A 23,771-nucleotide genomic window follows, 5' to 3' on the forward strand; every position below is an offset into this window, starting at 1 on the left:
GCCCCTTTCAACATTCTTCGGCGCGCGTGTGTCTATCGCGCGCCTGCATCAAAACGTTTCAGGGCGCTCGTTGCGCGCGAGGTCGGCGGTCACCATCATCTGGCACAACTGTTCAAGCGAGGTGCGGGCTTCCCAGCCGAGTTCCTCGCGCGCCTTGCTCGCATTGCCGATCAGCAGATCGACCTCGGCGGGGCGATAGAAGCGCGGATTGACGCGCACGAGCTGGCGTCCCGTGGAGATGTCGACGGCCGTTTCGCGTTCGTCGCGGCCCGACCATTCGAGTTGAATGCCGGCGGCGGCGAACGCCATCGTCACGAAGTCGCGGACGGTTTCCGTGCGGCCCGTGGCGAGCACGTAAGTGTCGGGGCGCTCGGCCTGGACCATGCGCCACATGCCCTCGACATACTCCGCCGCGAAGCCCCAGTCGCGCTTGGCGCTGAGGTTGCCCAGTTCGAGCGTGGCTTGTTTGCCGAGCTTGATTCTGGCGACAGCGTTCGTGATCTTGCGCGTCACGAATTCGTGGCCGCGCAGCGGCGATTCGTGATTGAAGAGAATGCCGCTCGTCGCAAAGATGTCGTACGACTCGCGATAGTTGACCGTCGACCAGTGCGCGAACAGCTTGGCGGTGCCGTACGGGCTGCGCGGGTAGAACGGCGTTTCTTCGTTCTGCGGCACGGCGCGCACCTTGCCGAACATCTCGGACGTGGAGGCCTGATAGAAACGAATGTCGGGATCGACCATGCGGATCGCTTCCAGCAGATTCAGCGCGCCGATGCCGGTGGCTTCGGCGGTCGTGACGGGCTGATCGAACGACACGCCGACGAAGCTTTGCGCCGCGAGGTTGTAGACCTCGTCCGCACACGAATGCTCGATGAGCCGCAGCGTGGAGCCCGAATCGGTGAGATCGTGCTCGACGAGTTCGAGTGCGGGATGGTCGAGCACGCCGAGTTCGCCCATGCGCCAGAAATTGGTGGAACTGGTGCGGCGATACGTGCCGGTGACGTGATAGCCCTTGTCGAGCAGCAGGCGGGTCAGGTAGGCGCCGTCCTGGCCGGATACGCCGGTGATAACGGCTTTGCGTCGTGCATTCATGGAATATCCCTTACGTGAGGTGATAGTGAGTCCGATGGTGAATCCTGTTGTGAGTCAGATCGGTGATGAATCAGGACCGTGTGCCCGAAGTGCGCGCCATGGCGGTGGCGTGCGGCTGCGTGGTGTGCGCCGCGCGTGGACCGCGTGTCAGGCGCTTTTCGAAAAGGAACCAGCTGGCGCTCGCATAGACGAGCGTAAGCGCGAGCGCGATAACGGCGCTCTCCACGCGTCCATGTCCGAGCCGCCACACGGCGTACAGGAGCGTGAGGTGAATGAGGTAGATCGTGTAGCTGATCGTGCCGAGATAAACGAGTACGGGATTCGACAGGGCACGCCGCACGATGCCTTTCGATTGCAGCGCGACGACGACCAACGATGTGCAGAGCACGAGAGAGACGCTATAGAGCATCGCGTTCGAAAGCGGCGTATTCGCGGCGCGAAAGCGAGGGTAGTGCAGATGCAGCCATGCGAGCACGGCGAGTGCGGTGAAAAAGAAAATCGCGGCGGGCACTTTGAAGCGTTCGAGCGCGTCGCGATCGCGCTGCACGACTATCGCAAGCAGTGCGCCCGCGGCGAGCAGATCCATGCGGAACGGCGTGAGATAGTAGATCGGCCAGAACGAGTCGAACCACGGCGTGGCGATGGCGCGCAGCACAGGCACGATCACGATCAGCGCCATGGCCACGACGGCCAGCAGTCGTCGCGGCAACAGCAGCACCACGAAGGGCCAGAAGATGTAGAACTGCTCCTCCACGGCGAGCGACCAGAGGATGTTGAGGCTGTCGTGGCCGCTCTGCCCGAGCGCGTCGCCGATATTCGTTGCGAAGAACGCATACCAGGGCCAGAAACGTAGCCATCCGAGGCCGAACAGCAGCGACGAGACCACCATCAGCAACAGATAAGGCGGCAGGATGCGGCGGATGCGGCGCGCGTAGAAATAGCTGAAATACGACTGACCGCGCGCCTTGCGTTCGAGCAGGATGCCGGTAATCAGAAAACCGCTGAGCACGAAAAACAGATCGACGCCCATCCACAGCGGCGCGCGCAACGCGTGCTGGGCGAACACGGCCATGACGGCGAGTGCGCGCAGTCCGTCGAGCTGGACGATGCGGTGTGAAGGCGGGTTTTGAATGGCGAGGCTCTTGACGGTCATCAGGTGTCCGGTGGGTCCATACGCAGATAGTCCGGATCATTCTAAAAAGAATTAATTGGCCAAAAACCGCGAAATATATTCGCTTTGTAAATCGAGAATGAAGGCGATCTGAAGCGTGAATAGCGGGTCCTTATCGAGCGGAACAGGGTGGCACGATTTTCAGTGCGCGGTCGGTGCGAGTCAGGATCGGAAAAAAGCACCCCGATCGGCCAACGACACGGCATGTTCGACCGCATTCTCCCCATTAAGAGAGATCGGGCAGAAATAGGGTGAAAACGGGGCGAAAACGTTGAAGCATTGAATTTTTTTGAATTATTTTCGGTTTTCGACAGACGATTTTTCTCGCCGGTTGTGCGGCATGATCCGGACAGATTGCCGAGAAGCCACGGAGGAATTGCCTTGCCGTTATTGAGTCCCGGTCACCGCATGCGCAGGCCGCTGGCGCTAGCCGTACTGTGCGCGTGTATCTGCACGTCGTCGGTTCAGACAGTGGCTGCGCCGCAATTGAACGTGACCTCGTCGTGGATTGGCAATACGTATGGTTATGGCGATGGCGCGTGGACGCAGATCAATATCACCGCCATTGCCGTTACGCCTGAAGGCAAGGTGTTGACGAATGCGCCGTGGGACGAAAGCGGTGCGGAAATCAGCGCGTATCAGGACGGCAAGGTGCTCGGCTTCGCGGGCGGCACGCACGGTTGGGGCGGCAGCGGCGGCAATGCGATTGCCGTCAATAAGCGCTATCTGTATGCGGCTGTTGGCGTCGGCAATGAAAAGGGCCACCTCGTCGGAATCGGCATCTGGCCGCCGAAGGGGCATCAGTGGATCGGCATTACGCGGCGGCCACTCGACGACCCGAAGCACGCCGCGGCATTCCAGTCTTCGCCCGATCCGCTCAACCCGCACGCGCAACTCGCAGGCGCGTTTCTCAAGATCAACGACGTCACGACGGGCGCTCACGCGGATATCGGCGGCCTCGCGGCATCGGATTCGAAGCTCTATGCGAGCAACACGGCGATGAATCGCATCGAGGTGGTTGACGCCAATACGATGCAGCGCCAATCGCAGTGGGATGTCCGCGAGCCGGGGCGCATTGCGCTCGCTGGCGACGGTTCGCTGTGGGTGCTCACGGGCACGCTCAACGATCACGCGCCGCGCGTCGCGCATTATTCCGCGCAAGGCAAATTGCTCGCTGAAGACGTGCTTGCGCTGCCGACCGATGCGGTACCCGTCGATATCGCCGTGGATCCCGCGCAGCGCATTCTGATTGCGGACAACGGGCCGCGTCAGCAGATTCTCATCTACGCGCGCAACGGCAGCGGCTATATGCAAAGCGGCACGCTCGGCGAACGTGGCGGTATTTTCTCCGGCGTTGCAGGGCGTCCCGGACCTGGGCGTTTCAACGGCTTGACCGGCGTCGCTACCGATGCGCGCGGCAATATCTACGTTTCGACCAACGGCATCGGGCCGCGCCATGAAAGCATCGGTGCGGGTCTCGGCGCGACGCTCGAGAGCTATACGCCTGCGGGCAAGCGCAACTGGATCGTGGAGGGGCTGCTCTTCGTCGACGGCGCCTGGATGGACCCGTCGCGGCCGAATAGCGTCTATACCGGCAACAAGCGCTTCGAACTCGATTTGTCGAAACCGGCCGGGCAGGAATGGAAATACGCTGGATTCCTGTCCAATCGATTCCGCTATCCCGACGACCCGGTTTTTCACACCGATCAATGGCCGGGCTTGCCGACCGCGCGCGCGCTGGAGGGACACACGTTCCTCTATTTGACCGACATGTACGCCGATCACCTGAAGATCTATCGCTTCGATGCGCAGCACGACGGCGAGACGGCGATTCCCTCGGGCTTTATTGCGGGACGCGAGCGGCCGGTGCTGCACGTGCCGAATGCGCCGCCTGGCGGCGACTGGATCTGGCGCGACACGAACGGTAATGGCACGTTCGATGCGGGCGAATTCACGCGCAATCCGGGCCGCGAGAAGCTGGGCGGCGGCTGGGGCTGGTGGATCGACACGCGCGGCGATATCTGGCGCGCACGCGACGACAAGGGCATCTGGTGCTTTCGCTTCGGCGGCCTCGACGCGAAGGGCAACCCGATCTATTCGTACGACAAGCTCGACAAGTACGACGTGCCTGCGCCGTTTACCGAAGTGCATCGCGCGATCTACGAGCCGGATAGCGATTCGCTCTATGTGACGGGCTACACCGCCGATGCGCCGCACGATCCTGGTTTCTGGAAAGAAGCGGGCCGCGTGCTCGTGCGCTACGACCACTGGTCGAGCGGCCACCCGGAACAGCGCTACGTGCTGCGCCTGCCGTGGGACCCGAAAGCGAAGCCGCCTGTCACGCCGGCTGGACTGACTGTCGAAGGGCAATACGTGTTCGTGGTCGAGCCTGCGGGCAATGTCCACGTGTACGACAAAACCAGCGCGAAGGAGATCGGCACCTTCGGGCCGGGCCCGGAAGTCGGGCGCGCATCGGGCTGGGTGGACGTGCCGTTCGGCATCAGCGCGCACCGGCAGCCCAATGGCGAATATCTGGTTTTCGTCGAGGAGGATGCGCGCGGCAAGGTGCTCATGTACCGCTGGAAACCGGCCTGACGCCGCATCGAATCTGCCGCTACTGGAAACTTCATGGACAAGGGAATACTACGTAACGTCGCGATTAATCTGCTCGGTCTCGTACTGCCGACTTTCGTGTCGCTGGTCACGGTGCCTTCGTATATCCGCCTGCTCGGCGTAGAACGTTACGGCGTGATTGCGCTCGTGTGGACGTTGATCGGCTATTTCAGCGTGCTCGATCTCGGCATGAGCATGGCTGCACAGAATCAAATTTCGAAGGCGCATGCGTCCGGCGACGCCGAAGCCTGCGAACGCGTGTTCTGGAGCGCGTTCTGGCTCAATTTCACGACCGGCGTGATCGGCGGGCTGTTGATCTATTCGGGCGGCGCGCTTTATACCGCGTATTTCACGCACGTTTCGGCCGAGCTGCGCCACGAGGTGTATCTCGCGCTGCCGTGGCTCGCCGTGGCGATTCCGCTGGCGAACGTCACGTGGGTGTTTGCGGGCGCAATCAACGGCGCCGAGCGTTTCGGCATCTACAACACGAATCAGACAATCGGCACGTTCCTGTTTCAGTTGCTGCCGCTCGGCGCGGCGTGGGCCATCGCGCCGAACCTGCAGACCGTGCTCGCCGCCGCCGTCTTCGCGCGGCTCATTGCGGGCGCGATGCTCGGACGCTCCGCGCTGCGCGTGCTGAATATCCGCACGCTGCGCGCGCCGCGTTTCGATACATCGAAGGCGCTCTTCAACTTCGGCGGGTGGATGCTGATTTCGAGCATCACCACCATGGTGGCCGATTCGCTCGATCGCATGATGCTCGGCGGCGGCCTCGGCGCGCGCTTCGTCACCTACTACACCGTGCCGCAAAACCTCGTTACGCGCCTGAACCTCGTGCCGAACGCGCTCGTGCGCACGCTGTTTCCGCGTCTTTCTGCGCTGCACCGCGAACATGCCGACGAAATCGCCGCGCAGTCGCTCCAGTTTCTCAACGCGGTCTTCACGCCGGTCGCCATTGGCGCGATTGTCGTGCTCGGCCCGTTCCTGCACGCGTGGGTCGGGCCCGTGCTCGCGGAGCATGGCGCGCCCGTGGGCCGCTTGCTCATCGTCGCCGTGTGGCTGATCGGACAGGCCAGCGTGACGCGCGTGCTGATCCAGGCGCAGAACAATCCGGCGGCGACGGCGCGCGTCGGGCTCATCGAATTGCCGTTGTTCGCGGGCTTGTTGTGGCTCGGCATCAATCGCGCCGGTTTGCCTGGCGCCGCCACGGCGGTGCTGGCGCGCGCGCTGTTCGACTACCTGGTGCTGCTGTATCTCTCGCGCATTCATGCCCGCACGATTCTGGTCGACATGTTCGCGCATTTGAGCTTCCTCGCAGCCGCGCTCGCGCTCGCGTGGTGGCTGCCGGGCGCGGTCTACGCGATTGGCGCGGGCGTGGTGCTTGCGGTGGCGAATGCCGTGTGGTCGGTGGCGACCACGCCGATGCTGCGCGGCTATGCCCGTTCTCTTCTGTTTCGTTTGAATTCACGGAAAAGCGCATGAGTCACGAACTGATTGACGAAGCGGCGCCGTCCGAACGCGTCGCAGTGCCCGCTATGCGGCGCGAGGTGCCCCCTACGAAACGCGGCGAGGCCGCGCTTGTTACAGCGCATGTTACAGCGCCTGTGACCGCACTGCGGCCCGCGCCGCTCAGGCGCGCGCCGCGTGTGGCGATCGTGCACGACTGGCTCGTCACTTACGCAGGCGCGGAACGCGTGCTGGAACAGATCATCGCGTGCTTTCCCGACGCGGATCTCTTCGCCGTGGTCGATTTTGTCGACGAGAAGGATCGTGCATTTTTGCACGGCAAACAGGTTACGACGTCGTTTATCCAGAAGCTGCCGTTCGCACGCGAGAAATACCGCACGTGGCTGCCGCTGATGCCGCTCGCGATCGAGCAACTCGACGTGTCGGCCTACGACGTGGTGATTTCGAGCAGCCATGCCGTGGCGAAGGGCGTGCTGACCGGCCCGGACCAGTTTCACCTGAGCTACGTTCATTCGCCGATTCGCTACGCGTGGGACCTTCAGCATCAATACCTGAACGAATCGAATCTGACGCGCGGGCCGAAATCGGCGTTGGCGCGGCTCATTCTTCACTACATCCGCAACTGGGATGTGCGCACGGCGAATTCCGTCGATCAGTTCGTCGCCAATTCGCAGTTCATCGCGCGGCGCATTCGCAAGGTGTATCAGCGCGAAGCGCAGGTGGTGTATCCGCCGGTCGATATCGATGCGTTCGAACTCGAAACGCAGAAGGACGATTTCTATCTGACCGCGTCGCGGCTCGTGCCGTACAAGAAGATCGATCTGATTGTCGAGGCGTTTGCGCGTATGCCGGAACGCAGGCTCGTCGTGATCGGCGATGGACCGGACATGGGCAAGGTGCGCGCGAAGGCTGCGCCGAACGTGGAGATCATGGGCTATCAGTCGTTTGCCGTGCTGCGCGAGCGCATGCAGCGTGCGAAGGCTTTCGTGTTCGCAGCGGAGGAGGATTTCGGCATCTCGGTGGTCGAGGCGCAGGCGTGCGGCACGCCCGTTATCGCTTACGGCAAGGGCGGCGCACTGGAAACGGTGCGCGATATCGCGTCCGATAGTGTGCGGCCCACGGGCCTCTTTTTCGCGGAACAGCGTGCCGAGGCGATCATCGCCGCCGTCGATGCGTTCGAGCGCGAGCCAGGGCGTTTTCGCGCCGAGGATTGCCGGGCGAATGCCATGCGGTTTTCGACTGCGCAATTTCGCGAGCAACTGTTCGCGCGCGTGGCGCAAGCCGTGCCGGAGATTGCGATGCGCGATGTCGCGCGTGTGGCGCCCGCGCGTGGCGAACAGGCTGATGCCGCCGCCGTTCGCGCGCTGCGCGTGCTCGCCATCGACCAGAGCGGCGTGCTGGGCGGCGCGGAGTTGTCGCTGCTCGAAGTGGTGAAGGGGCTGCGCGCGCGCATCGAAGTGCTGCTGTTCAACGACGGACCGTTTCGCAAAGCGCTGGCTGCTGCTGGCGCACGCGTCGACGTGCTCGATTCGGGCGCGCTTCAAAACGTGCGGCGCGATGGCGGCGCCGCGCCGAGGCTCGGCGTGCTGGCCGGTGTCGCATCGCTCGTGCGTGAGACGCGCCGCCGCGCGCGCGACGCGGACGTGCTCTACGCCAACACCCAGCGTGCGATGGTGATCGGCGTGCTGGCCGGGCGGCTTGCGCGCAAGCCCGTGGTCTGGCATTTGCGCGATATCGTGAGCGAGGCGCACTTCGGTCGTGCGCAGCGCGCAATCATCAAGATGTGCGCGAAGTATGGCCTCGCGCAGGTGATCGCCAATTCGCATGCGTCCGCAGCCGCATTCGAGCAGCTCACCGGGTTCGACGCGCGCCGCATCGAAGTCGTGCACAACGGCGTCGATGAAGCGCCGTTTATCGCGCTGAAGGATGCGACGCAAAAGCAGTTGCGCGAGCAAACAGGTTTGCCCGCCGATGCTTTCCTGGTCGGCGCATTCAGCCGTCTCGCGCACTGGAAGGGGCAGCACGTCCTGCTCGAAGCGGTGCGGCGCGATACGCGCATGCATGCAGTGCTGGTGGGCGCGCCGCTGTTTGGCGAAGACGCCTACGCGGCGGAACTGCGCGCGTTTGTCGATGCACATGACTTGTCCGGGCGTGTGCACTTTCTCGGCTTTCGCCACGACATTGCAGCCTGCATGCGTGCCGTCGATGTCATCGCCCACACGTCGATCACGCCCGAGCCGTTCGGCCGTGTTGTCGTGGAAGGCATGCTGGCGGAGCGCCCGGTCGTGGCTTCGCGCGACGGCGGCGTGACCGAAATTGTCGAGCACGGCGAGAGCGGACTGCTGTGCACGCCAGGCGACGCCGCCGAACTGGCCACCACGCTGGCTTCGCTGCATGACGACGCGGCATTGCGCGCGCGTCTCGTCGCACAGGGGCTGGAACGTGCGCGTGCGCGCTTCGGGAAGGTGCAGTACGTGGAGGCAGTAGAGCGCGTGCTGAAGGATGTCGCCACGCACAGCCGGTAAAAGCGGATCGCTTTTACCGGCTGCTTTTACCGCGCCTTTTACGGCGCTTTTTAACGCGCTTTTATCGACGTCGCAACCGGTTCGTGACGTTCAGCGCGGGACGTTCGAAGAGACGGTAAAAGACCCAGGCCACCGGCAATACAGCCAGCGTAAAGCCGAACGAAGGCCAGATGGACGGCTGCAATGCCGAGCGATACAGCAGCGAGGCGAGCAGCACGAAAAGCGGCAGGTGGATCAAATAGAGCGAGTAGCTGAAATCGCCGATCTTCGCGAACACCGACGTCAAGAAGCCACCCGTCGCAGCGGGCCGTGACAGAACCTTCACGAGATAGCACGCGAAGGCGATGGCCCAAAGCTGAAATGCGCCGTACTGCCCGAAGTGAAACGCGACGCAGCCAGCTACCGCGAAAAACGCAGCGGCAGGGTAGGTGAACGCAAACCCGGCGAACGCAAACCCGGTTGACCCACGCACACGCGCTTCGGCCACCCACACGCCGAGAATCCACGAAAACCAGTACGACGTGAAAAAGATCAGGTCGTGCCGCTGGAGCGTGAGCGCCGATACGACGTTAAGGGCGGCAATGGCCGCGACGACAGCGCCGAGACCCAGGCGGCGGCGCAGTGCGAAAACGAGCGGATAGAGCAGATAGAACTGCACTTCGAGCGAGAGCGTCCACAACGCGCCGTTGGAGCCGTACGTCTTGCCCGCCACGCCTTGCAGCGAAAACAGATTGACGAAAAACGCGCGTGGCCCGATGTCGAGAATCTTGTGGCTGACCGGCGCGAGCGTGAGGCTGATCGAATCGGCCGCGAACGTGAGCAACAGCGCGGCGAGCAGCACCGGATAGATGCGCACGAAACGACGCAGCCAGAATTGCCGGGCGTCGAGCCGGAAATCCGGATTCGCGGCGAGTTTTGCGGCGCCGCTGCGATGGATGCAATAGCCGCTGATGACGAAGAAAATCGGCACGCCCGCCGATCCCCATGCCACCGGCAGCGTGAGCCAGGCCGCAATCGTGCCGGGATTGGCGAGGCTCGCGTGGGACGCATGGAACGCGCCCATGCCGATCCACGTGACCTGGCGGCAGTGGAAATACGCGACGAGCAGGGCGGCGAAGCCGCGCAGCGCTTCGATCGCGTGCTCGCCCGCCAACGCAGTGGCGGCAGGACGCGCGGGCGCGGCGGGTACGGAAGATGCTCGTGGCAGAACAGTATCGAGTGCGGGATCGCTCATCGGTGTGCAGTTTTCCTGAGGTTACCTCGCGATCATAGGGATCGCCGCGCACCGAAAGTATGCGAAAGATTTTCAAAATGTATTCGTGCGACACGATTAGAAATGGCGCTCGAAAAGAGAGAAATTCATAAATAAATCGATATTGGGGGAAACGAGTTTATTTGTGGAATTTGTGGTGCTAGCTTAGAAGCATCTGTTTTTTGGTCTATGGTCGCAGGAGATTTCGATGAATCTGAATCTGCATTTGCTGGCTGGCGTTGCGGTGCTGTTGATACTCGTTGCGGTATCGGCGTACCGCGAGGCCCTCAGAAACGAGCCTATCCGCCGCGTTCGCGCGCGCTCGGGCAAATTGCCCACCATCGACGATGTCGAGTAGATGCGCATCTGAATGCGTCTGAATGCGTCTGAATGCGTCTGAATGCGCATCTGAATGGATCGGGAAATTCGTGCCGATTATCCGGCAACCATGGAAATAATTTCCGCTGATCCAGTTGAACTCAATTTCTCGAATTCCGTATGTGCCAGTTATGACCGGTAACGGCACGGAGTCGAACCCTTCAATATAAAAACGGCTGCGCCAACACAATCACCGGGGACGCCGGGCTTGCCTTGCTGCGAGGCCGTTATTCAAACGATCGATCTGGGAATGAACACCATGCTCAAAGTTACCAAAGCGGTATTTCCTGTTGCGGGTCTCGGTACGCGCTTTCTGCCCGCGACCAAGGCCAGCCCCAAGGAAATGCTGCCGATCGTCGACAAGCCACTGATCCAGTACGCAGTGGAGGAGGCGATCGCCGCGGGCATCACGGAGATGATCTTCGTGACCGGCCGCAGCAAGCGGGCGATCGAGGATCACTTCGACAAGTCGTACGAGATCGAGGCCGAACTCGAAGCGCGCCGCAAGGACAAGCTGCTCGATCTCGTTCGCAGCATCAAGCCGGGCAATGTGGATTGCTTCTACGTTCGCCAGGCCGAGGCGCTCGGACTTGGCCACGCGGTGCTGTGCGCCGAAAAGCTCGTGGGTGACGGCCCGTTCGCCGTGATTCTCGCCGACGACCTGCTTTACAGCCCCACGCCGGTCATGAAGCAGCTCGTGAACGTGTTCAACCACTATCACAGTTCCATTGTGGGCGTCGAAACGATTGCGCGCGAGAACAGTGCTTCATATGGCGTTGTCGATGGGCGCGAGTGGGAGGAAGACGTGTTCAAGCTCTCGGGCATTGTCGAAAAGCCCGTGCCTGAAGTCGCGCCGTCGAATCTCGGCGTGGTGGGCCGCTACGTGCTGATGCCCACGATCTTCGATCATCTGCGCGCGCTCAAGCCCGGCGCGGGCGGCGAACTGCAATTGACCGACGCGCTGCAGTCGCTGCTCACCGATGAGCAGGTGCTTGCGTATCGCTATACCGGCACGCGCTTTGACTGCGGCAGCAAACTCGGTTATCTGAAGGCCACGGTGGAGTTTGCGTTGCGCCACCCGGAGGTGCGGGACGAGTTCGAAGCGTATTTGCAGAATCATCTGCCTGTGACGCTGGCCGCCGCTTGAGGCGATGCTGGACCCACTGAAACCGCTGAAACTGCCTGCTGCCAACTCCGGCAGCAGGCAAGAAACCTCGCGCGCCGCACGCTTGCGCGCACAACCGTGCCTTTCTGCGCGCTTCACAGCGCAATACTCGCCTGGCTTTCTCCTCGACGTGATCGCGTCAAACGTTACGCCCGATCCTGATGTCTGCAATCAGCCCGCATCGCTCGGGATAATCCCGGCTCGATCGAATTCCGCCTCCTTCCATTGTTCCTTTGCACGCTCGCTCGGCGGCGGTGGCGCCTGCGGCAAGCGCTCGCTTGAAGGGATGTTCCTGCCGGGCTGCGTGATGACTGCCAAGGCCGCTGCCCGGGACATTACCGGGAAAAGCTGAACGCAAACGCTTGAACGGACGAGCCTGAACGGGAAAGGCCGTCCAGGCTCGCCGCAGCGGCCTCAAGCGGCTTCAAGCGGCCTTAAGCGGCTTCAAGCAGCCTCAAGCGGCGCTGCCGTTACGAGGCGCGGCCGATCCAGCGCGAGACGTGCCGCCGGTAATCGGCGTACTCCTCGCCGAAGATCTGGCCCAGTGCCTGTTCCTCGGGCCGAATCTGCGCGACGGTGATGAAGATTACGAACAGCGGCACGATGAACCACGGGCTTGCTGTGCCGAGCCAGATCGCCCAGCCGGTCAGGAACAACGTGAGCCCGAGATACATCGGGTTGCGGCTGAACCGGAAAACCCCGTCCGTCACGAGATGCGAAGCCTTGCTCGGGTTCAGGGGATTGGTGGTGGTTTGCGCACGGCGAAAACGCCTCACGGCCGCTGCGGCGGTGGCAATTCCAGCCAGCGCCGGAAGGACGCCCAACAGGTTCCAGGGCGCGGCAAAACAGATCGACATCGGTGCCCAGCGATGCAGCGCCCACATGAGGGCCGCTGCGATCAACGTCACGATAGGGGGTGGAATGCGCGGTTTCATGGTGGATCCCCGGGAATTATTCGACTCAAGAACGCTCAAGTGCATCTCCTCAAAATGCCTGCAACACTGCAGATGCCAGTCGTTGCGCGATCTCGCTTGCGCGCCGCGGGGAACCTCGGTGCGTTCTCAACGGCAGGTGCGAAAGCCCACAAAGACGTCATTGCGGTGCGGCAGGTAAAAGTTTCGATAGCGAGGATTGCACATCCGGACGTGTGTGGCGAATGATGCACCACGTACGCTTCGATGCGTATCAAACCAGGGTGCAGAATAATCCGCGTAAGGGTCCGCTGAAAAGCCCGCGTACGGCACAAAGGGATCGGCGGTCCATTCCCAGACCGATCCGCCCCAGTCGATCAGATCGTGGCATGCGGCGTATTCCCACTCGGCTTCGGTCGGCAGACGCCGGCCCTTCCAGCGGCAAAAAGCTTCCGCTTCGTACGCATTGACGTGGCAAACGGGCAGCGCCAGCGCGAGCGGCTCCCATCGTCCGAACCAGCGCTGCTCCCAGCGCTGTTGCCAGGTTTCCGCGCCGCCGCGCGCCGGTTCGTGTTCCGATGTGTGTTCCGCTTTGCGCCACCGACGCGGCGCAGCAAGCCCGCTGCGCTTGAGCCACGCAATCCCGTCACTCGACCACCAGCGCTCATCCCGGTAGCCGTCTGCCGCGACGAATTCGGCATAGTCGCCGTTGCTCACGCATTGGCGGTCCATCTGCACCGGGCCGACCGTTACCGCGTGCTGCCATTTTTCGTTGTCGAAGACGAATCCTGCGTCGTGCGCGCCGCCCATCATGAATGTTTCGCGGCCCACTGCAACGTCGCGCGCGCCGGCCAGGCGTTCGAGCGGCGCCATCGCGAGCGGCGCGTGCAGGGCATAGTCGAGCGTCTGCCGCATATAGGTCAGCGCTTCGGCGTGCATCTCCTCGTGGTACAGGGCGAGGCGGAAGTAATAGAGGTCATCGTCCGAGTCCGAAACCGTGGCAAGCTTCGCGCGCACCTGCGCCAGCACGGTCTCCACGTAGGCCATAATCTGCGCTTGCGGCGGGAGGTCCAGATGCCAGCGGTCGTCGTGGGCCACGCGCGCCGAGTCGAACCAGCGGTCCGCGTTCGCCAGGAGCGATGGCCGGGTCGCGACGAAGCGGCCCTGCGGACCCACTTGCGGATCGCGCAGTATCCAGTGCTCGGTAAACCAGGCAATATGCCCGTACTCCCACAGTGGCGGATTGATGCCGGGATCGCACGGGACCTGCCATTGGGCGGGTGTCAGGTTTTCGAGAATCGACCATGTTTGCCGATGAGCCTCGGCGAACGCTGCATCGAGCTGTGATTTATCGAGTCTGCGCGTTGCCGCTCCGTCAATCCGTAACACCATGCGACCTCCTATGGCCAGAATTCATATCGCCAGCCCGGCATTGCGCAGCGCCAACAACGGCAACTGGCAGACTGCCCACCGCTGGTTCCAATTCCTGCAGACCGCCTGCGACGTGACGCTCAGCGCCGAATGGCCGCCGGAAGATCATCGGCACGCGCCGCCCGACTGTCTGATTGCACTGCACGCGCGACGCTCGGCGCCGTCTATCGCGCGGTTCGCGGATGCCTGTCAAGATCGCCCGCTCGTGGTCGTGCTGACGGGCACCGATCTGTATCGCGATATTCGTGTCGACGCATCCGCGCGACGCTCGCTCGATCTTGCCACGCATCTGGTCGTGCTGCAGGAGGAAGGGCTCGCGGAAATGACGGCTGCGCATCGCGCGAAATGCCGTGTGATTTACCAGTCTGCTCCCGCGCACAAGCACGATGTCGCCGCCACGCGCAAAAGGCGAACGTTCGACGTCGTGCTGGTCGGCCATATGCGCGAGGAGAAGGACCCGCAAACACCCATGCGCGCGCTCGACTGGCTGCCCGACGATTCGCCGGTCCGGCTGATCCATATCGGCAAGGCGCTTGCGGACGAGTATCGGCTCGCGGCGCAGGCCTTGCAAGCGCGGGCATGGCCGACGGTGGCGCGCTACGTCTGGTACGAGGGACTGCCGCACGCAGCCACGCTACGGCATATTGCCGGCGCGCAGGCGATGATCATTTCGAGCGTCATGGAAGGCGGCGCCAACGTAATCATCGAAGCGGTGAATGCGGGCGTGCCGGTGCTGGCGAGCCATATACCCGGCAACATCGGCATGCTGGGCCGCGACTACGAGGGCTATTTCCCGGCTGGCGACGACCGTGCGCTGGCCCGGCTGCTCGAACGGGTGAGTAGCGATGGCGATTTTCTGGCGAAGTTGCAGCTGCAGTGCGCGCGACGTGCACCGTTGTTTGCACCCGAGCGGGAGCAAGCGAACGTCCTCGCGCTGGTCGAGGATGCGCTAGCCTCGCGACCTGCTGTCGATCCGAGGTAGCGGCCGGGGTCGCTGCTGGGTTAGCGGCGTTCGAGCGCGTTGAATGGCGATAGCGCACGCCGGAGCGTCGCATCGGTCTTTAACTGCGCGCCGACTCTGGGAATACTGCTTGCTCGCTGCCGATTCCCGCCGATTCCCGCCGATTCCCGCCAATTCCCGCCGATTCCCGCCGTTTCCCGTCGTTTCGATTTGGGCGCTTGCACGGTGCCTGGTTGCCAGCGAGTGTGCAATCCTGAAATCCGGCAAACTGTTGCGTATCCAACGCCCAAAAGGCGCGCGCTAGCGAGGAGAAAGGCCATGATGAGGCGTCCTCTGGCAGGCAGCAACCATCCGGCACCGGCTGGCATCAAGTGCGTGGGGGCGTGCGATCCCACGGAACGTTTCGAAATCGTCGTGATCCTGCGGCGCCAGGACGGCGCCGCGTTTCGCGATCTGGTCCAGCGGATCGAGGCGGGCGATGCGTCGGCTGAGCCGGTCTCGCGCGAGGCGTACGAGCAGCGCTTCGGCGCCTCGGCCGATGACGTGCGGCGCGTCGAACGTTTTGCGGCATCCAATGGGCTAACGATCGTGCGCACCGATCTGGCGGCACGCCGCGTCGTGCTCTCGGGTACGGTGCAGCAGTACAACGCCGCCTTCGGTATCGATCTGCAGCGCTTCGAGCACCAGGTGGGCCAGTCCACGCATCACTTCCATCAGCCGGACGGCCCGGTGCATCTGCCCGAGGACGTGCACGAAGTCGTTACCGCCGTGCTCGGCTTCGACAACCGCGCGAAAGCGCGTCCGCACTTTCGTCTGAACCCCACGCCTCATCCAACGTTCAGCCCGCCGATTCGCGCCGCACGCGCCGTGAGCGCATCGTTCACGCCGCCGCAGCTCGCGCAGCTCTACGGCTTCCCGCCCGGCGACGGCAGCGGCCAATGCATAGCGCTGATCGAGATGGGCGGCGGCTATCGCGATACGGATCTGCAAGCGTATTTCAGCGGACTCGGCGTGGCTTCGCCGAAGGTGGAATCCGTCTCCGTCGATCAGGCCGAGAACGCGCCGACCGGCGACCCGAACGGCGCCGATGGCGAAGTCGAACTCGACGTCGAGATCGCGGGTGCGCTCGCGCCCGGCGCGCTGATCGCCGTGTACTTCGCGCCGAACAGCGAGGCGGGTTTCGTCGACGCCGTGAGCGCCGCGCTGCACGACAGCGTGCGCAAGCCCTCGGTCATTTCGATCAGTTGGGGCGCACCCGAATCGGCGTGGTCGCAGCAGACGCTCGCCGCGCTCGACGATGCGCTGCAATCGGCCGTGGCGCTCGGCGTGACCGTGTGCGCGGCGTCGGGCGACAGCGGCTCGTCGGACGGCGTGGGCGACGGCGCCGATCACGTGGACTTTCCCGCGTCGAGCCCGTACGCGCTCGGCTGCGGCGGCACGAGCATGACGGCGTCGAATGGGCGGATCGTGCGCGAAACGGTGTGGGACAGCGGCACCGAGGGCGCGTCGGGCGGCGGCGTAAGTGTGACATTTGCGCTGCCCGCGTGGCAGAAGGGACTCTCGGTCGTGAACACCCATGGCGGCGCGAGCGCGCTTGCGCGGCGCGGCGTGCCCGATGTGTCCGCGGATGCCGATCCGGCCACGGGCTATGTCGTGCACATCGACGGCACGGATACCGTGGTGGGCGGCACCAGTGCGGTCGCGCCGCTCTGGGCGGCGCTGATCGCGCGCATCAACGGCACGCGCGGCAAGCCCGTGGGCTTCGTGAATGCGCTGCTCTACGCGCAGCACGGCGCGTTCAACGACATCACGAGCGGCAACAACGGCGACTATGCGGCGGCGCCCGGCTGGGACGCCTGCTCGGGGCTCGGTACGCCGGTGGGCGCGAAAGTGGCAGCGGTGCTTGCGCCGGCGTAGCACGAGGCGGCATCGTGCGCGTTAAGCGTGGAAAAAGCGCGTGGATAGCGCGGACAGTGGAAGGATTCGAAGACGTCACACTCGCATCACAAGCCAGGAGATGACATGAACGAACCGGTTCGATCCACGCACGGCAACGGCAAGAGTCGCGCCTCGGGCGGCAACGGCAAGCATCGCAGCGCGGCGGATCAGCCGTGCTTCGATCCCACCGCATACGGCAACGGCCCGGACGACTTCGTCACCGACATGACCGAAAACGCCGCGATCACGCATCACGCGATGCAGATCGGCAGCGAGGCGATTGCATACACGGCGACGGCCGGGCATCTCGTGACCGTCGATCCGGTCAGCTCGCAACCGAACGCGAAGATCTTCTACGTGGCGTTCACGAGGGACGGTGCGCAGGCGCAGGAGCGGCCCGTCACGTTCTTCTACAACGGCGGGCCGGGTTCGTCGGCGGTGTTCGTGCTCCTCGGCTCGTACGCGCCGAAGCGCATCAGGACGTCGATGCCGGGTTTCACGCCGCCCGCGCCCTATACGCTCGAAGACAACCCGGACAGCCTGCTCGACAGGAGCGACCTCGTGTTCGTCAATCCGGTGGGCACGGGGTATTCGTCGGCGATTGCGCCGCATCACAACCGCGACTTCTGGGGCGTCGATCAGGATGCGGATTCGCTCAAGCAATTCATCAAGCGCTATCTCACGGCAAACGACCGCTGGAATTCGCCGAAGTTTCTCTACGGCGAGTCGTACGGCACGGCGCGCAGTTGCGTGCTGGCCTACCGGCTGCATGAGAACGGTGTGGACCTGAACGGCATCACGCTTCAGTCGTCGATCCTCGACTACACGCAAAGCGGCAACCCGATGGGCGCGCTGCCCACGGCCGCCGCCGATGCGTGGTATCACGACCGCGTGGGTGTGACGCCGAAGCCGAAGGATCTTCAGGCGTTCGTAGCGCAGGTGGCGCAGTTTTCTCGCACGGATTACCGCGCGGCACTCGCGACGTTTCCCGATGCGAAGGACCCGGCCATCGAGGCGACGCTCAAGACGCTCTCGCAGTACACGGGCATCGACACGCTCACGCTCGCGTCCTGGAGCCTCGATATCGCAGCCTACGACAGCCGCGGCAATTCGCTCTTTCTCACGACGCTGCTCAAGGACAAGGGCATGGCGCTCGGCGCCTACGATGGCCGCGTGACGGCTATCGACACCGGCATCGCGGGCAAGATCGATCCGAATTCCGGCGGCAACGATCCGACCATGACCGCCGTGACCGGCGTCTATACGGCGATGTGGAACAGCTACTTGAACGAGCAACTAAAATTCCGTTCGAATTCGTCGTTCACGGACCTCAACGATCAGGCCTTCCGGAACTGGAATTTCAGTCATGTCGATCCGACCGGCGCGCAAAAGGGCATCGACGCGCAAGGCAACATCGTGCTCTACACGGCGGGCGATCTTGCGGCCGTGATGGCGCTGAACCCGGATTTGCGCGTGCTTTCGGCGAACGGCTACTACGACTTCGTGACGCCGTTCTATCAGACCGTCATCGATCTGCAGAAGATGCCGCTCGCCGACCAGAAGGTGCGCAACAATCTCAGCGCGCGTTTTTACCCGTCGGGGCACATGGTGTATCTCGACAATGCGTCACGCACCGCGCTCAAGGGCGATCTCGCGAAGCTGTATCAGAGCGCGGTGGCGGACACGCACGCGGTCGCGCGCATTCGCACCCTGCAGCGCATGAGCACGATGAGCGCCATGCATCATTAGGGCCTGTTGTTCATGTGAGCAGGCCCGGGCGCTCGCTCGCCGCCTCGGCGCATTTGCGCTCCTGCGCCATGGCGGCGAGGCACGCCCGCGCGTCGCCGTTCACGATGCGTGCGGCGCACGCGATCATCAGATTTTTCTGGAGTCCGAAATCCTCGACGAGAAACCCGCGCGCGCATTCGCGCCCTTGCGCGCCGGGCTGCGATGGAACGCGCTCGGTGAGCGTGCCCACATCGGTCGTATAGGCCCAGACTTCCTTGCCGAGTGCGGCCGCAAAGCCGATTTCGAATGCCGTGCCGGAATCGGGCTCGCCCGGACCGCGAAAATCATCGACATTGGCCATGACGATGTCGGCTGAGCGGATCGCGTCGATGTTGGACCGATAGATCCAGGCGGCCTTGCGCGGGCCTTCGAGGCAGGCCGGCGCTTCGGCGTCGAGCGGATAGACGCCTTCGAAGCCGTATTCGGCACAGGCGGCGCGCAGGCGCTCGCCGAATGCGCGCGCGTCGCGGCGGAACACGTCGAAGCCCGCGAGATAGACGCGCGGCGGGCGGGGCGAAAGGCTGTGAGTCATGGCGGTGTCCTCGAATTTCATGGCACGGCAGGCGCCGACGCGGCGATTCTAGCCCGCCCGTCGCCCACTCGCGCTTCGTGTGAATCGGCATACGAATGGATGTCAACGAATGTCGTAAGTCGCTACTGTCGTTCACCCCCAAATGCATCGGCGTGGGCAAAGCAGAGGTGACGTTGCGATTTGCGTGCCCGGACTCGAGGAAGCGCTGCGGGCTGCGCGTATCCGAAGCATGCGGAGAAAAATGCGCACCTTTGCAAACGGTTAATCGAACGCCGATTTGCAAAATCGGGATCTTTTTCCAGGTGCGGTTTTCGGCGTGCGTAATCTTTCGATTCACCTTCTGCGCGAGGCCGCTTCGTTCTATGCTGTCGTTTAGCTTTACTCGCAGCTGGTCGTCATTGTGCGCTCAGTACGTTGTTTGACTGGTGCTTCGTACACTGTGCCGCTCGATTGCAGGCTGACGAATGACGCGTCGATTCGCGTTCAAGCCGCGTTCAAGCAAGTGTTGTCGAATACTGAAGCAGGAAAGCTCCGCACTGCGCCCGCTGTGTTGTCCGCCAGGGCCAGTCCGGTATCACGAGAAGGAGGCACGAGGCAATGAAACGACTAAGGTTGCTGGCGCTCGCCTGCTCGATTGCCATGCCGGGTCTTTCGCTGACCCAGTCCGCCGACGCGCAGGTTGCGCAGCCGACGCTGGAAAAAATTCAGTCGGCGAATCTCATTGCGATCGGCTATCGCGAGACATCGGTGCCGTTTTCGTACATGAACACGGACGGCACGGTGATCGGTTTTTCGCAGGATATCTGCAACAAGGTGATCGACGCCGTGAAGGCGAAGACGAATCGCCCGAACCTGAAGGTGCGATTCATACCGGTCACCTCGCAGAACCGCATTCCGCTCGTGCAGAACGGCACCGTCGATCTGGAATGCGGCGTTACGACGAACCTCAAGGAGCGTCAGACCCAGGTGGCGTTTTCCGTGACGTTCTTCATTGCGACCACACGTCTGCTCACGCGCAAGGACTCGGGCATCCGCGACTTCAAGGATCTCGCGGGCAAGACCGTGCTGACCAATCAGGGTACGACGTCCGAGCGCATCTTGCGCCGCATGAACGAGGAAAAGCAGATGAACATGCGGATCATCAGCGCGAAGGATTACGGCGAGGGGCGCGTGGCGCTCGAATCGGGGCGCGCGGTGGCTTACATGATGGACGACGTGCTGCTGGCGGGCACGCGCTCGCTCACGGCTAACCCGTCCGACTGGGTGATCGTGGGCACGCCGCAGTCGTCGGAGGCCTACGGCTTCATGATGCGCAACGGCGACCCCGCGTTCCGGCAACTCGTGAACGACACGATGACCTCGATCATGAAGAGCGGTGAAATCGATGCGATGTACACGCGCTGGTTCGAGAAGCCGGTTCCGCCCAAAGGCATTAATTTCGCATTCCCGATGAGTACGCAATTGCGTGCGCTCTTTGCCGCGCCGAACGATCAGCCGTTCGACTGAATTCGCGGCCCCAGTCCCTGAAGCATGAGATGATCGCTCGCCCGGCTTTGCGCGGCGTTTGCCACATTCGCCGCACAGAGCCGGGCGGCGAGCGTTGCGGCGCGTTCATGAATGGCCGCGACTAATGCGTGCAGCGAATAACACTCGGGGGCGGGCATGGAAGGATCGGACAGCACGGTGGCGATAGTCGGTGCGGGGCATGCGGGCGGCAATGCCGCCGCGCTCTTGCGGCAATACGGTTTCGAAGGGCGGATCGTGCTGATCGGCGCCGAGCCGGTGCTGCCGTATCAGCGTCCGCCGCTCAGCAAGGCTTATTTGAAGGGTGAGACCGGTCTCGAACGGTTGTGGCTCAAGCCGCGTGCGTTCTACGACGAGCACCGCATCGAACTGAAGCTTGGCGCACCCGCCGAGTCGCTCGAACGCGCGTCGAAGACGCTCGTACTCGCCGACGGCAGCCGTGTGCACTACGACAAGCTGATTCTCGCCACCGGCTCGACCGCGCGCGTGCTCGCTATCCCGGGGCACGAGCTGCAAGGCGTGGTGGAACTGCGCTCGCTCGCCGACGCCGACATGCTGCGCGAGCGCGTGCAGCCCGGCGAAAGGCTCGTCGTCATCGGCGCGGGTTATATCGGCCTCGAAGCGGCTGCATCGGCGCGCCAGCTCGGCCGCGCGGTGACCGTGCTCGAAGCGGCGCCGCGCGTGCTCGGGCGCGTGACGGGCGTTGCCGTGTCGGCGTTCTATGCCGACGAGCATCGCGCGAAGGGCGTCGACCTGCGCCTCGGCGCAAAGATCGAATCGTTTGTCGCCGAGGGCGCTCCGGGATCGCACGGGGACAGACTGGGCGGCGTGAAGCTGGCATCGGGCGAGGTCGTACCGGCGACGGTGGCCCTCGTCGGCATCGGCGTGATGCCGAACGTGGCGCTCGCCCAGGCGGCCGGTATCGTCTGCACGAACGGCGTGCAGGTCGATGCCGATGCCCGCACATCGGACCCCGATATCTTCGCGATCGGCGACTGCGCGAACCGGCCGCTGGCCCACTACGGCCGGATGGGGCGCCTCGAAAGCGTGCACAACGCGGTGGAACTGGCGAAGCTCGCGGCGGCGGCTATCGCGGGCAAGCCGCGCCCCGCCTGCGATGCGCCGTGGTTCTGGTCCGACCAGTACGATCTCAAGCTCCAGACCGCGGGCCTGCTGGAGGGCTATGACGAGGCTGTCGTGCGCGGCGATCCGGCCGCGCGGCGCTTCGCCGTGTGGTACCTGAAGGACCAGACCCTGCTTGCCGTCGATGCGGTCAATTCGATGCCCGACTTCCTCTGCGCAAAGAAGCTCGTTGGCAGCGGCGCGAAACTCGATATCGACGCCTTGCGCGATCCGGCGACCGATCTCGGCGCGTTCGCGGCGACGGCGCTGGCCTGAGCGGGCAAGGGATCCGGGCCGTTTTTTTATCGGGCGCTATTTGACAAATTGTTGACGTGCGTAGCAGTACGGTTTTGCGCGGCGGACTATCATCGCAGGCGGCGCCGCTGCATGTTCGCGTTTTGTACGCGTTCGTGTCCGCGTTCGCGGCGCCATGCCGGTGCGGCAGGGTCGCATCGGCCAGTCCTCCGCCGATGACGAGTCCCGCACGATGAATACGCCCGCCCAGATACTGATCGATTCACCGGCAGCGATGCCCCCAACCGCGCGCGCGAGCGCGCAGCCTGGCGGCTACGCGGCTTCGCTCACGCGTTCCGATATCCCGGCGTTGATGGGCCGGGAGGGCGTGCGCTACGACTTCAACCACGGCTGCCGCGTGCAGGTGCCCGTGGCGGGATGGCGCGTGCGCATGCGCGATCTCGACACGAACAGCATTGTCCACGATGAAACGCTCGGTGCGGGCGAGGTTGCGGCCAGTCGCCGCAAGTACTTCGTGCGCTTCCAGTTCGACGTGTTCGACGGCGCGCGCCTCGTCTTCTCCCACGCCTACGACGCGACATGGCGGCATGTGTTGATCGAGATCGGCTCGGGTGCGCTCGGCGACGCGATTGCCTGGATGCCCTCGGTCGAGGCTTTCCGGCAGCAGCACGAATGCACGGTGAGCGTGCGGCTCAAGCCGGGGCTGCGCGCGCTGTTCGAGGAAGGCTATCCGGCGCTGCAGTTCGTGGACAGCGCGGCGGGCGACGCCGAACTCGAAGGCGAGAACTTCTATGCGTCGTACCGGCTCAACTGCTTCCTGCCTTATGCGGACCGCGATCTTCAGCCAACCGACGTGCGCGTGAGCAGCCGCCAGGACTTCGCGTCGTACATGCTCGGCGTCCCCGCGATCGAGCGGCGCCCGAACGTCGTGGTCGCGAGCAGCGAGCGCACGATCCGCGAACGCTACGTGTGCATCGCCGCGCAGGCTTCGGCGCAATGCCAGTACTGGAACAATCCGCGCGGCTGGACCGCGCTCGTCGCGCATCTGCGCGCGTGCGGCTACCGCGTGCTGTGCATCGACCGCGATCGCGAGTACGGCGTGCCCGGCGCGCTGAACAAGATGCCCGCGGGCGCCGAGGACTTCACCGGCGAGCGCCCGTTGCAGGAGCGCGCGAGCCTGCTCTCTCACGCCGACTTCTTCATCGGGCTCGGCAGCGGTCTTTCCTGGCTTGCGTGGGCGGTCAGAACGCCGGTCGTGCTGATCAGCGGCTATGCGCACCCGAAGAGCGAATTCACCACGCCGTGGCGCGTCATCAATTTCAACGCGTGCAATAGCTGCTACAACGACACGACGGTCGAATTCGACCGGGCCGACTTCAACTGGTGCCCGCGCCATGCCGATGAAGCGTCGGGACGCTACCAGTGCACCTCGGCGATCACGCCCGAGCACGTCATGCGTGTGATCGATCCGCTCGTCGTGACCGGCCTGCGCTAGCGATACAAAAAGCTTCTTCCTGCTCGAAACGGCGGACAACGGGCCGTAACTGCCGCCGTTCCCGATGTTGCCGCTGTCGCTGCGGCAGCAATAACGTCGTCGTGCGTCTGCCGCACGACAAGCGCCTGGCACGCGCTTGCCGCGACGCAGG

18 protein-coding genes are annotated in these 23,771 nt (G+C 63.6%); 12 read left to right on the forward strand and 6 right to left on the reverse strand.

Features of this window, described 5'->3' with window-relative positions; translation table 11 throughout:
- Window positions 1-48 precede the first annotated feature (48 nt).
- Window positions 49-1,092 (reverse strand): GDP-mannose 4,6-dehydratase, encoded by a 1,044-nt coding sequence (gene gmd, locus ACFPTO_RS13910; RefSeq protein ID WP_377711916.1) that lies wholly within the window; start codon window positions 1,090-1,092, stop codon window positions 49-51.
- Between the two features lie 70 nt (window positions 1,093-1,162).
- Window positions 1,163-2,245, reverse strand: a complete 1,083-nt coding sequence (locus ACFPTO_RS13915) for an acyltransferase family protein (RefSeq protein WP_377711917.1) — start codon at window positions 2,243-2,245, stop codon at window positions 1,163-1,165.
- A 426-nt stretch (window positions 2,246-2,671) separates the two neighbouring features.
- Here ACFPTO_RS13915 and ACFPTO_RS13920 point away from each other — a divergent pair, with 426 nt between their 5' ends.
- From ACFPTO_RS13920 to ACFPTO_RS13930, 3 genes are read left to right on the forward strand one after another with little or no spacing between them, the layout of a single operon-like run.
- Window positions 2,672-4,858, forward strand: coding sequence for an NHL repeat-containing protein (locus tag ACFPTO_RS13920; RefSeq protein WP_377711918.1), 2,187 nt, complete (start codon window positions 2,672-2,674; stop codon window positions 4,856-4,858).
- Window positions 4,859-4,891: 33 nt separating this feature from the next.
- On the forward strand, window positions 4,892-6,358 hold the full coding sequence (locus ACFPTO_RS13925) for a flippase (RefSeq protein ID WP_377711919.1): 1,467 nt from the start codon (window positions 4,892-4,894) through the stop codon (window positions 6,356-6,358).
- Complete coding sequence (locus ACFPTO_RS13930; RefSeq protein ID WP_377711920.1) at window positions 6,355-8,868, forward strand: glycosyltransferase family 4 protein; 2,514 nt, start codon at window positions 6,355-6,357, stop codon at window positions 8,866-8,868. The genes ACFPTO_RS13925 and ACFPTO_RS13930 overlap by 4 nt, the downstream gene beginning before the upstream one ends.
- A gap of 61 nt (window positions 8,869-8,929) precedes the next feature.
- On the opposite strand, the gene ACFPTO_RS13935 is transcribed toward ACFPTO_RS13930, so the two are convergent.
- The gene (locus ACFPTO_RS13935) at window positions 8,930-10,102 is read right to left on the reverse strand and encodes an acyltransferase family protein (RefSeq protein ID WP_377711921.1); all 1,173 of its coding nucleotides are present in this window, start codon (window positions 10,100-10,102) and stop codon (window positions 8,930-8,932) included.
- A 226-nt stretch (window positions 10,103-10,328) separates the two neighbouring features.
- Between ACFPTO_RS13935 and ACFPTO_RS13940 the strand changes: the two genes are divergently transcribed.
- The 3 genes from ACFPTO_RS13940 to ACFPTO_RS13950 all read left to right on the forward strand — a co-directional run bounded on the left by ACFPTO_RS13940 (window position 10,329) and on the right by ACFPTO_RS13950 (window position 12,015).
- Window positions 10,329-10,478 (forward strand): hypothetical protein, encoded by a 150-nt coding sequence (locus ACFPTO_RS13940; RefSeq protein ID WP_296653854.1) that lies wholly within the window; start codon window positions 10,329-10,331, stop codon window positions 10,476-10,478.
- Window positions 10,479-10,757: 279 nt separating this feature from the next.
- Window positions 10,758-11,645 carry a UTP--glucose-1-phosphate uridylyltransferase GalU gene (gene galU / locus ACFPTO_RS13945; RefSeq protein WP_377711922.1) on the forward strand — a complete coding sequence of 296 codons (888 nt, stop codon included), beginning with the start codon at window positions 10,758-10,760 and terminating at the stop codon, window positions 11,643-11,645.
- 4 nt (window positions 11,646-11,649) lie between these two features.
- Window positions 11,650-12,015 carry a hypothetical protein gene (locus ACFPTO_RS13950; protein WP_377711923.1) on the forward strand — a complete coding sequence of 122 codons (366 nt, stop codon included), beginning with the start codon at window positions 11,650-11,652 and terminating at the stop codon, window positions 12,013-12,015.
- Between the two features lie 118 nt (window positions 12,016-12,133).
- Here the strand turns inward: ACFPTO_RS13950 and ACFPTO_RS13955 are convergent, their stop codons facing one another.
- Window positions 12,134-12,598 carry a methyltransferase family protein gene (locus ACFPTO_RS13955; protein WP_377711924.1) on the reverse strand — a complete coding sequence of 155 codons (465 nt, stop codon included), beginning with the start codon at window positions 12,596-12,598 and terminating at the stop codon, window positions 12,134-12,136.
- A gap of 126 nt (window positions 12,599-12,724) precedes the next feature.
- A complete protein-coding gene (gene senA / locus ACFPTO_RS13960) occupies window positions 12,725-13,966 on the reverse strand; it encodes a selenoneine synthase SenA (RefSeq protein WP_377711925.1) in 1,242 nt (413 codons plus the stop codon).
- On the opposite strand from senA, the gene senB reads away from it, so the two are divergent.
- The 3 genes from senB to ACFPTO_RS13975 all read left to right on the forward strand — a co-directional run bounded on the left by senB (window position 13,965) and on the right by ACFPTO_RS13975 (window position 18,653).
- Window positions 13,965-14,987, forward strand: a complete 1,023-nt coding sequence (gene senB, locus ACFPTO_RS13965; RefSeq protein WP_377711926.1) for a selenoneine biosynthesis selenosugar synthase SenB — start codon at window positions 13,965-13,967, stop codon at window positions 14,985-14,987. The genes senA and senB overlap by 2 nt on opposite strands.
- A 297-nt stretch (window positions 14,988-15,284) precedes the next feature.
- On the forward strand, window positions 15,285-16,883 hold the full coding sequence (locus tag ACFPTO_RS13970; protein WP_377711927.1) for a S53 family peptidase: 1,599 nt from the start codon (window positions 15,285-15,287) through the stop codon (window positions 16,881-16,883).
- A gap of 105 nt (window positions 16,884-16,988) precedes the next feature.
- Window positions 16,989-18,653 carry a S10 family peptidase gene (locus tag ACFPTO_RS13975; protein WP_377711928.1) on the forward strand — a complete coding sequence of 555 codons (1,665 nt, stop codon included), beginning with the start codon at window positions 16,989-16,991 and terminating at the stop codon, window positions 18,651-18,653.
- A gap of 10 nt (window positions 18,654-18,663) precedes the next feature.
- Here the strand turns inward: ACFPTO_RS13975 and ACFPTO_RS13980 are convergent, their stop codons facing one another.
- Entirely contained in the window at window positions 18,664-19,224 is a 561-nt protein-coding gene (locus ACFPTO_RS13980; protein ID WP_377711929.1) for a nucleoside 2-deoxyribosyltransferase, read from the reverse strand.
- 597 nt (window positions 19,225-19,821) lie between these two features.
- Between ACFPTO_RS13980 and ACFPTO_RS13985 the strand changes: the two genes are divergently transcribed.
- From ACFPTO_RS13985 to ACFPTO_RS13995, 3 genes are all read left to right on the forward strand, one after another.
- The gene (locus ACFPTO_RS13985; protein WP_377711930.1) at window positions 19,822-20,730 is read left to right on the forward strand and encodes a glutamate/aspartate ABC transporter substrate-binding protein; all 909 of its coding nucleotides are present in this window, start codon (window positions 19,822-19,824) and stop codon (window positions 20,728-20,730) included.
- Window positions 20,731-20,907: 177 nt separating this feature from the next.
- Window positions 20,908-22,146 (forward strand): NAD(P)/FAD-dependent oxidoreductase, encoded by a 1,239-nt coding sequence (locus ACFPTO_RS13990; RefSeq protein WP_377711931.1) that lies wholly within the window; start codon window positions 20,908-20,910, stop codon window positions 22,144-22,146.
- A gap of 211 nt (window positions 22,147-22,357) precedes the next feature.
- Window positions 22,358-23,620 (forward strand): autotransporter strand-loop-strand O-heptosyltransferase, encoded by a 1,263-nt coding sequence (locus tag ACFPTO_RS13995; protein WP_377711932.1) that lies wholly within the window; start codon window positions 22,358-22,360, stop codon window positions 23,618-23,620.
- Window positions 23,621-23,771 lie beyond the last annotated feature (151 nt).

It is taken from the genome of Paraburkholderia denitrificans (assembly GCF_042655705.1).
Lineage (GTDB): Bacteria > Pseudomonadota > Gammaproteobacteria > Burkholderiales > Burkholderiaceae > Paraburkholderia > Paraburkholderia denitrificans.

Coding starts and splice junctions, on each gene's coding strand:
- gmd (WP_377711916.1), bottom strand. CDS start 1,092: ATGAATGCACGACGCAAAGCCGTTATCACCGGCGTATCCGGCCAGGAC.
- ACFPTO_RS13915 (WP_377711917.1), bottom strand. CDS start 2,245: ATGACCGTCAAGAGCCTCGCCATTCAAAACCCGCCTTCACACCGCATC.
- ACFPTO_RS13920 (WP_377711918.1), top strand. CDS start 2,672: ATGCGCAGGCCGCTGGCGCTAGCCGTACTGTGCGCGTGTATCTGCACG.
- ACFPTO_RS13925 (WP_377711919.1), top strand. CDS start 4,892: ATGGACAAGGGAATACTACGTAACGTCGCGATTAATCTGCTCGGTCTC.
- ACFPTO_RS13930 (WP_377711920.1), top strand. CDS start 6,355: ATGAGTCACGAACTGATTGACGAAGCGGCGCCGTCCGAACGCGTCGCA.
- ACFPTO_RS13935 (WP_377711921.1), bottom strand. CDS start 10,102: ATGAGCGATCCCGCACTCGATACTGTTCTGCCACGAGCATCTTCCGTA.
- ACFPTO_RS13940 (WP_296653854.1), top strand. CDS start 10,329: ATGAATCTGAATCTGCATTTGCTGGCTGGCGTTGCGGTGCTGTTGATA.
- galU (WP_377711922.1), top strand. CDS start 10,758: ATGCTCAAAGTTACCAAAGCGGTATTTCCTGTTGCGGGTCTCGGTACG.
- ACFPTO_RS13950 (WP_377711923.1), top strand. CDS start 11,650: ATGCTGGACCCACTGAAACCGCTGAAACTGCCTGCTGCCAACTCCGGC.
- ACFPTO_RS13955 (WP_377711924.1), bottom strand. CDS start 12,598: ATGAAACCGCGCATTCCACCCCCTATCGTGACGTTGATCGCAGCGGCC.
- senB (WP_377711926.1), top strand. CDS start 13,965: ATGCGACCTCCTATGGCCAGAATTCATATCGCCAGCCCGGCATTGCGC.
- senA (WP_377711925.1), bottom strand. CDS start 13,966: ATGGTGTTACGGATTGACGGAGCGGCAACGCGCAGACTCGATAAATCA.
- ACFPTO_RS13970 (WP_377711927.1), top strand. CDS start 15,285: ATGATGAGGCGTCCTCTGGCAGGCAGCAACCATCCGGCACCGGCTGGC.
- ACFPTO_RS13975 (WP_377711928.1), top strand. CDS start 16,989: ATGAACGAACCGGTTCGATCCACGCACGGCAACGGCAAGAGTCGCGCC.
- ACFPTO_RS13980 (WP_377711929.1), bottom strand. CDS start 19,224: ATGACTCACAGCCTTTCGCCCCGCCCGCCGCGCGTCTATCTCGCGGGC.
- ACFPTO_RS13985 (WP_377711930.1), top strand. CDS start 19,822: ATGAAACGACTAAGGTTGCTGGCGCTCGCCTGCTCGATTGCCATGCCG.
- ACFPTO_RS13995 (WP_377711932.1), top strand. CDS start 22,358: ATGAATACGCCCGCCCAGATACTGATCGATTCACCGGCAGCGATGCCC.